The organism is Microbacterium sp., assembly GCF_041909575.1.
Lineage (GTDB): Bacteria > Actinomycetota > Actinomycetes > Actinomycetales > Microbacteriaceae > Microbacterium.
In genome coordinates, this window is sequence record NZ_JAYRDE010000037.1 from 1 (window position 1) to 8,328 (window position 8,328).

General features: G+C 72.2%; 8 protein-coding genes. 3 read left to right on the forward strand and 5 right to left on the reverse strand.

The window, feature by feature from the left end:
- From ACE3O1_RS07195 to ACE3O1_RS07205, 3 genes are all read right to left on the reverse strand, one after another.
- Positions 1-1,132: RNA polymerase sigma factor (locus tag ACE3O1_RS07195; RefSeq protein ID WP_374313921.1), on the reverse strand; the 1,132-nt coding region annotated here is incomplete at its 3' end.
- Entirely contained in the window at positions 1,129-1,497 is a 369-nt protein-coding gene (locus tag ACE3O1_RS07200) for a YciI family protein (protein WP_374313923.1), read from the reverse strand. The genes ACE3O1_RS07200 and ACE3O1_RS07195, both read right to left, overlap by 4 nt.
- A gap of 80 nt (positions 1,498-1,577) precedes the next feature.
- Positions 1,578-2,924, reverse strand: coding sequence for an RIP metalloprotease (locus ACE3O1_RS07205; RefSeq protein ID WP_374313925.1), 1,347 nt, complete (start codon positions 2,922-2,924; stop codon positions 1,578-1,580).
- Between the two features lie 81 nt (positions 2,925-3,005).
- On the opposite strand from ACE3O1_RS07205, the gene ACE3O1_RS07210 reads away from it, so the two are divergent.
- From ACE3O1_RS07210 to ACE3O1_RS07220, 3 genes are all read left to right on the forward strand, one after another.
- Positions 3,006-3,587 (forward strand): hypothetical protein, encoded by a 582-nt coding sequence (locus tag ACE3O1_RS07210; protein ID WP_374313927.1) that lies wholly within the window; start codon positions 3,006-3,008, stop codon positions 3,585-3,587.
- Positions 3,588-3,660: 73 nt separating this feature from the next.
- Positions 3,661-4,350 carry a YcnI family protein gene (locus tag ACE3O1_RS07215; RefSeq protein ID WP_374313929.1) on the forward strand — a complete coding sequence of 230 codons (690 nt, stop codon included), beginning with the start codon at positions 3,661-3,663 and terminating at the stop codon, positions 4,348-4,350.
- A 61-nt stretch (positions 4,351-4,411) separates the two neighbouring features.
- On the forward strand, positions 4,412-6,076 hold the full coding sequence (locus tag ACE3O1_RS07220) for a Mur ligase family protein (protein WP_374313931.1): 1,665 nt from the start codon (positions 4,412-4,414) through the stop codon (positions 6,074-6,076).
- 6 nt (positions 6,077-6,082) lie between these two features.
- Here the strand turns inward: ACE3O1_RS07220 and dxr are convergent, their stop codons facing one another.
- Positions 6,083-7,168: a 1-deoxy-D-xylulose-5-phosphate reductoisomerase gene (gene dxr, locus ACE3O1_RS07225; RefSeq protein ID WP_374313933.1), complete on the reverse strand. Its 1,086-nt coding sequence runs from the start codon at positions 7,166-7,168 to the stop codon at positions 6,083-6,085.
- Between the two features lie 25 nt (positions 7,169-7,193).
- Positions 7,194-8,138: an FKBP-type peptidyl-prolyl cis-trans isomerase gene (locus ACE3O1_RS07230; protein WP_374313935.1), complete on the reverse strand. Its 945-nt coding sequence runs from the start codon at positions 8,136-8,138 to the stop codon at positions 7,194-7,196.
- Between the last annotated feature and the right edge of the window lie 190 nt (positions 8,139-8,328).

Here is an 8,328-nt window from a genome sequence, read left to right on the forward strand (position 1 = left end):
GCCGGCCGAGCTCACGCAGCAGCGACGCCCGCACCGCGTGCCACAGGTGCGAGCGCGCGAGCGCGCCGGCGAGCGCGTCGACCTCCGCGAGCGCGACCTCTGCGCCGTCGAGCCGGGCCAGCGCCACCGCTCGATTGAGTCGCACGACCGGCGACCGGTCGTAGGCCAGCAGCATGTCGTAGAGGGTGAGGACCTGCAGCCAATCCGTGGCGGCGGCATCCGCGGCGTCGGCATGGCAGGCTGCGATCGCCGCCTGCAGCTGCCAGCGACCCGGCCGGCGCAGCCGCGCCGCTCGGTCGAGCACCGCACGAGCCTCCGCGAGCAGCCCGGCGTCCCATCTCGACCGGTCCTGATCCTCCAGCAGCACGAGGGATCCGTCGACCGCGCGCGCCGACTCGCGGGCGCGGTGGAACGCCAGCAGTGACAGCAGGCCCAGTGCCTCCGGCTCGCGCGGCAGCGCGGCCGCGACGACCCTCGCGAGCCACAGCGCATCGTCGGCGAGATCGCGATCGGCAGAGGCATCGCCCCCCGCGACGAGATGCGCCTCGCTGTACATCACCGAGACGACCGCCAGCACGATGTCGAGCCGTTCTGCGCGCTCCGCGCCCTCGGGCACCCGCAGCGGGATCCCCGCTGCCCCGATCTTGCGCTTGGCGCGCACGATCCGCTGCCCCACCGCCGACTCGGCGCTGAACGTCGCTCGCGCGATCTGCCCCGTCGTGAGGCCGCACACCGCGCGCAGGGTGAGCGCGAGCTGCGCGTCCGGCGACAGCGCCGGGTGGCAGCATCCGAAGAGCAGGGGCAGGCGCTCGTCGGCATCCGCGGACGGAGGATCGGCAGCGTCGACCACCGGCGACCGCGGCGCGAGCGCGGGAAGCCGCTCGCGAAGCCCGCGCTCGCGCCGCAGCCGGTCCAGCGCGTTGTGACGCGCCGCCTGCAGCAGCCACGCCCCCGGCTTCGGGGGCACGCCGGCCCCGCGCCACGCGCGCAGCGCCTCCTCGATCGCCTCGGCGACCGCCTCCTCCGCGACATCCAGGCTCCCGAACGAGCGCGTCAGCGTGGCGACGAGCTTTCCCGACTCCTCGCGCACCGTCCGCGCGAGGAGCAGATCGGATGCCGCGGCCGCGCTCACTCCTCGAACTGGCTGTAGTCGACGATCATCGGGCGCACCTCCACGGCGACTCCCGGCAGCTCGAGGGCGGGCCAGCTCTTCGCGATCGCGATCGCCGCGTCGAGGTCCGGGACGTCGATCACGCTGAACCCGCCGATCACCTCTTTCGCCTCGGAGAACGGGCCGTCGGCGACGACGGGCGCATCGCCGCCGTGCTTCACGGTCGTCGCGGTGCTGACCGGATGCAGCTCGGCACCCGAGTCGTCGAGGTGCTCGGCGTGCTCGCCGAACCACTCGTAGATACGGCCGTACACCTCCTGCGCGCGCTCCGGCGGCACGGCGGCGTCGAGTTCGGGAGTGCTGGTGAACATCAGGACGTACTTCACGGTCGTGGTCCTTTCGTCAGGGGAACCGTTTCATCCCCACAGCGAACGGGCAAGACCGATTTCGACATCCCGCCGAAAAATCAGGGACCGAACAGCGAGAGCGGGTTCACGAGGTCGGTCAGGATCAGCACGGCGCCCATGACGATGAGCGCGACCACCACGACGAACGTCACCGGCACCAGCTTGGTCGCGTCCACCGGCTTCGGCGGCGGACGGTTGGTCAGCCGTGCCCACGCGCGCTTGATGCCGTCCCACAGCGCGACCGCGATGTGCCCGCCGTCCAGCGGCAGCAGCGGGACGAGGTTGAAGACGAACAGCGCGATGTTGAGCGAGGCCAGCAGCGACAGGAACCCCGCGACCCGATTGAGCACCGGGGCCTCGGCCGCGGCCACCTCGCCGGCGAGCACGCCCGCGCCCACGATGCTGAGAGGACCGTTGGGATCGCGGTCCTCGCCGGTGATGAGCGTCGATCCCGCCTCCCAGACCTTGACCGGCATCTGCCAGATGATGCCCGCGACGGCGCCCACGTTCTCGATCGCCATCTGCGGACCGGCCCAGATCGGCTCGCGCAGGTACGCCACCTCCTGGCGGATGCCTGCGATGCCGACCTCCTCGGTCCGCGGTTCGCCATTCCCGTCGAGCACCGGCTGCCCGCGGTCGTCCGTCACGGCCCGCTCCACGGCGACCGGAGTGAGCGAGAGCGTCTGCTCCTCGCCGTCGCGCTGCACCGTGATCTCGATGGCCTGGTCGGGCGACGCCTGGATGAGCGCGGCCGCAGCGGCGAACGTCGACACCTGCTCGCCGTCGACGGCGACGATCACGTCTCCGGGGCGGATCCCCGCGGCGGCGGCCGGTGCGGCGGGGTCGGATGCCGCGCACTCGGTGCGGTCCGCGTCGGCGGGGATGATGCACTCGCTCACACTCGACACCGTCGTCGTCGCCGTCTGCACGCCGATGCCCGACATGAGGATCGCGAACAGCACGATCGCGAACAGCAGGTTCATCGTGGGTCCGCCGAGCATGATCACCACGCGCTGCCACACCGGCAGCTTGTAGAAGACGCGGTCGTCGTCCTCGAGCAGCGTCTCGTCGTTGGCGGCGCGGGCATCCTGGACCATCGTGGCGAAGAAGCCGCCGCCCGCACGACCGGAGCGCTGACCGGCTGCCGCGGCCGCGAGCTGCTTCGGAGACGGCGGATACATGCCCGCCATCGAGATGTAGCCCCCGAGCGGGATCGCCTTGACCCCGTACTCGGTCTCGCCGATCCGGCGCGACCACAGCGTCGGCCCGAAGCCGATCATGTACTGCCCGACCCGCACGCCGAACCGCTTCGCCGGCCAGAGGTGCCCGAGCTCGTGGAGCGCGATCGACACGGCGAGCCCCACGATGAGCAGGGCGAAGCCGATGACGAATGCGAGAACTTCCACACGTTCACGGTACCCGCGTCCGGCTTTGAGTTGGCTCTGACAGTGCGCGGAGGCCCGTAAGCTCGATCCGAGGAGGATCCCGTGACCCCACGCCACATCCGCACCCTGCGCGGTGCCGCGGCGGCCTGGGTCGCGACGATCGTCGCGGCGACCTCCCACACTCTCGCGGGCGGCGGGGCCCCCGCTCCCCTGCTCGTCGGCGTCGTCGGCATCCTCGCCTGGCCGATCGGCATCGCCCTCGTCGGGCGCCGCCTGTCGGCCTGGCATCTCGGCGCCGCCGTCGTCGCATCGCAGCTGCTCTTCCACGTCGCGTTCGCGATGGCTGCCGGAGCGGATCCGTCCGCGGCGACGGGGCATCTCCACCACGTCGTGCTGGACGGGGCCGGTCTGGCCGTCGCCGTGGTCCCGGACGCCCCGATGCTCGTCGCGCACGCCTTGGCGGCCGTCGCGACGCTCGGCGGTCTCTACGGCGGCGAGCGGATGCTGCGTGCCCTGGGCCGAGGCATCCGCTCCGTCCTCCGCCGAACCGACGTCGCGCCGATCCTGCCGCGCGCGACCATCCGCACCGTCGACGTCGCCCACGCCGGCCCGTCGCGACTGCGCGCCCCCCTCTCGGACCTCTCGCGACGGGGTCCCCCGTCGCTCGTCGACGCGGTCGTCTGACCGCGGCATCCGCCGGCACGTGCCCCCGCGCACGTGCCGATGATCCGTGCACTCCTCGACGAAAGAGAACCTCATGACCACCACCCGCTTCCGCCGCTCGCTGCTCCTCGGCTCCGTCGCCGGCGTCGCGCTCGCCATCGGCGTCCCGCTCGCCGCCTCGGCCCACGTCCACGTCGATCCCGGCACCGCGTCCGCCGGATCGACCGAGACCCTGACCTTCGCGTCCTCCCACGGCTGCGACGGCTCCCCGACGACGGCGTTCGTCTTCGACATCCCCGAGGGAGTCGGCAACGCCACCCCCGTCGCACAGGGCGGCTGGACCATCTCCCGCGAACTGGGCGACGACGGGGTTCCGACCCAGATCACCTACACGTCCGACAGTCCGGTCGAGGACGGCATCAAGACGACGATCTCGATCGACGCGCTGTTCGACGAGTCCGCTGCCGACACCTCGATCGCGTTCCCCGTCACCCAGGTGTGCGCGGAGGGCGAGAACGCGTGGACCGAGGTCGCCGAGGAGGGGCAGGACCCGCATGACCTCGAGTCTCCGGCCCCGGTCGTCGAGGTCGGGCCGGTCGCCGCGGAGGGCGACGGTCACGGCGGAGCAGCCGAGGGAGACGACCACGCGTCGAGCGACTCCGCCGACGCCGCCTCAGTGGAGTCGGGCGACCCGGTCGCACGCTGGCTCGCCGCCGGTGGACTCGTCGCCGGCATCGCGGCGCTCGTGATCGTGCTGGTGCGCGGCCGCACCCGCAAGGGCTGAGCCGCGCCGGGGGGTGGCGGGCGTGGGCCCCGAGCGCCCCGGATGAGAGGATGGATTCGCCATGCCGACCGATGCGCCTTCGAATCTTCCTCCCGTCCTGCGACCGGACGCCCCGCCCGTCCACTCCCTCGACGATCTCGCGGCGCGCTTCGCCGTCGAGGTCCGCGGCGACCTCGACGGCGTGACGCTCACGGGCATCACGCTCGCGACCGCCGACCTGCGACCCGGAGACGTCTTCGTCGCCGTTCGCGGAGTGAACCGGCACGGTGCGGAGTTCGCCGCCGCCGCAGCCGGCAAGGGCGCCGTGGCGGTCATCACCGATCGCGACGGGGCCGATCTCGCTGCCGCGAGCGGGCTGCCCGTCGTCCTCGTCGACGATCCTCGCGGACTCCTCGGCGACCTGTCCGCGTGGGTGTACAGCACCGGTCGCGACGACCGGCTCCCCCTCCTGTTCGGCACGACCGGCACGAACGGCAAGACCAGCGTCTCCCACCTGCTCGAGGGCATCCTCGGTCAGCTCGGCGCGGTCACCGGACTCTCGTCGACCGCCGAGCGCCACATCGCCGGCCAGGTCGTCGTCTCGCGCCTCACGACCCCCGAGGCGTACGAGATGCACGCGCTGCTCGCCCTCATGCGCGAGCGCGGGGTCGAGGCCGTCGCGGTGGAGGTGAGCGCTCAGGCGCTGAGCCGCCGCCGCGTCGACGGGATCGTGTTCGACGTCGCGGGCTTCACCAACCTCACGCACGACCACCTCGACGACTACGCCGACATGCGCGAGTACTTCGAGGCGAAGCTGCCGCTGTTCCTCCCCGACCGGTCCCGGCGTGCGGTCGTGTGCGTCGACTCGGAGCAGGGCGCAGAGGTCGTCGCGCGCAGCCAGGTCCCCACGGTCACGGTCGGCACGCCGGCGCTCGCGTCCGACCCCGATGCCGCCGCCGCCGCGGACTGGGTCGTCGAGATCCTCGACGAACGGCAGATCGGCACCGAATTCCGCCTCACGGCGCGTGACGGCCGCAGCCTCACCACCCTCGTCCCCGTGATCGGGCGGCACATGGCCGCCAACGCGGGTCTCGCCATCGTGATGATCCTCGAGGGCGGCTACAGCTGGGACCGCCTCGTCGCCGCGCTCGACGGCCGCCGCGTCGACGCCTACCTCCCCGGCCGCACCGAGCTGGTCTCGGGCGAAACCGGTCCGGCCGTCTACGTCGACTTCGGCCACTCCCCCGATGCGTTCGAGAAGACGCTCGCCGCCGTCCGCCGGGTCACGCCCGGCAAGGTCGTGATGCTCTTCGGCGCCGACGGCGACCGCGATGCCACGAAGCGCCACGACATGGGGCGCACCGGGGTGGAAGGCAGCGACATCCTCATCATCACCGATCACCACCCGCGGCACGAGGACCCGGACTCGATCCGGGCGACCCTCATCGAGGGCGCACGCCGTGCGCGACCGGATGCCGAGATCCACGAGTTCTCACCGCCCGAGCGGGCGATCATCGAGGCCGTCGCGCTCGTCGGCGACGGGGACGCGATCCTCTGGGCGGGCCCGGGTCACCAGGACTATCGCGACATCCGCGGGGTCCGCACGCCGTACTCGGCGCGCGAGCTCTCCCGTCGCGCGCTGCGCGCCGCGGGCTGGCCGGTGCCCGAGCCGCACTGGCCGGTGCCCTACCCCGACGACGTGACGCCGGCATCCGATCCGCTGCGTCCGGCGTTCCCCGACGCCTAGCCTGCCTCAGGCGGCTGCCGCGATCTCGCGATCGGCCGTCTCGCGCGCCCAGCGCTCGGCCTCGGCCAGGCTCTCCCGGGTGAGCGCGTCGGGGGCCTCGTGCCGATCCACGACCCGCTGCACGGTGTCGAGGATGCCGAGGAAGCTCAGCCGCCCCTCGTGGAAGGCGTCGACGGCCTGCTCGTTCGCGGCGTTGAACACGGCGGGGAACGTTCCGCCCGCCCGGCCGACGCTCTTGGCGAGCCGGACGGCCGGGAACGCGGCATCGTCGAGCGGCTCGAAGGTCCAGGATGCCGCGACCGACCAGTCCAGCGGGCGCCCCACGCCCGCGACGCGGTGCGGCCAATCCAGACCGAGCGAGATCGGCAGCCGCATGTCGGGCGGAGATGCCTGGGCGATCGTGGAGCCGTCGGAGAACTCGACCATCGAGTGCACGATGGACTGCGGGTGCACGACGACGTCGATCTCGCCGTAGGCGACGCCGAACAGCAGATGCGCTTCGATCACCTCGAGGCCCTTGTTGACGAGCGTGGCCGAGTTCGTGGTGACCACTCGGCCCATGTCCCACGTCGGGTGGGCGAGCGCCTCGGCCGGGGTCACGTTCTCGAGTGAGCTCCGGCTGCGCCCGCGGAAGGGACCCCCCGACGCCGTCAGCACGAGCCGCCGGACCTCGGCGCGATCTCCCGACCGCAGCGCCTGCGCGATCGCGGAGTGCTCGGAGTCGACCGGCACGATCTGCCCGGGGCGGGCGAGCGCCGTCACGAGGTCGCCGCCGACGATCAGGGACTCTTTGTTGGCCAGGGCCAGCGCGCGTCCGGTCTCGAGGGCCGCCAGGGTCGGTCCGAGACCCACCGACCCCGTGATGCCGTTGAGCACCACGTCGGCCTCGACATCCCGCACCAGCTGCTCCGCCTCGGCGGCACCGAGGGCGATGCTGTCGACGCCGAACTCAGCGGCCTGCGCCTCGACGGCGGCACGGTTCGAGCCCGCGGAGAGCCCGACGACCTCGAAGCGGCCCGGGTTCGCCCGGATGACGTCGAGCGCCTGCGTTCCGATCGAGCCGGTGGAGCCGAGGACGAGGACGCGTCGCATCGCGCCAGCCTATCGGCGACGCCTGCTACTGCTCGGTGACCTCGACGATCTCGAGCGCGAACACGAGCGTCTCGCCGGCGAGTTCGTGCTCGCTCGAGCCCGCTTCGCCGTAGCCGCACGTCGGCGACATCGTGACGAGCACCTTCGAGCCGACCGTCTGGCCCTCGAGCGCGCGCTTGAATCCGGCGACCACACCCGTGGTCTGGAAGGTCGCAGGCTCGCCGCGCTCGTAGCTCGAGTCGAACGTCGAGCCGTCGCTCCACTTCACCCCGGTGTAGTTCACGGTGACCGTGTCGCCGGGCTCGACCGTTGCGCCGTCGCCCTCTTCGAGGACCTCGACCTGCACGCCGTCCGGCGCGTCACCCTCGGGGATCGTGATCGTGGGGGTCCCGTCCTCGGAGTACTCGACCGTCGGGAACACGTCGCCCGGCTCGGTCGCGGCGCACCACGCGTCGGCGGGGGTCACCTCCAGGATGTCGATGACGTAGACGAGTGCGCCGCCGGACTGGCTCTGGGGCGTCGTCACCACGATCCGCGATCCCTCGGTGGCGCATCCGAAGTAGGCGTCGGGTCCGGAGCCGATCGTGATCGGCTGCGGCGGGATGGGCTCGTCGTCGAACCCTGCGGCCTGCACTTCTTCGCCGGTCGCGGCGTCGTAGACGGCGAGCGCATAGGTGACGTAGTCGCCGTCGGCGATCTGGGTGCCGTCGCCCTCGACCGCCACGGTGCGCTCGGCGCTGGTGAACTCGAGCGGTGCGTCGAACTCGACCGTCGGCAGCTCGCCGACCTCACCCGAGACGGAGACGGAGGCCGCGACGTCGCCCTCGGGCACCGCGACGGCGCACAAGTCGCTCGCGGCACCGGTCTCGGTCGGTGTGGGCGTCGACTCGGGAGCCGATCCTGCGCAGCCCGCGAGGAGCACGGCCGACAGAGCGGCGACGGACAGGGCGGCGAGCGGGCGAATGCGCACGGTGAGACCTCGAGTCGATGTCAGGGGACGCTCCATCATTCCGCATGTTTCCTCTGTCTGCGCTGAGAACGGACCATGCCGATGAGGGAATGGAAACGGGAGTACCCTCGACGGGTGACCTCCGATCTCGTGCCAGAAGCGGACGAGCCGACCCCCGACGAGGCGCCTGAGCAGCCGGTGGCCCGCATGG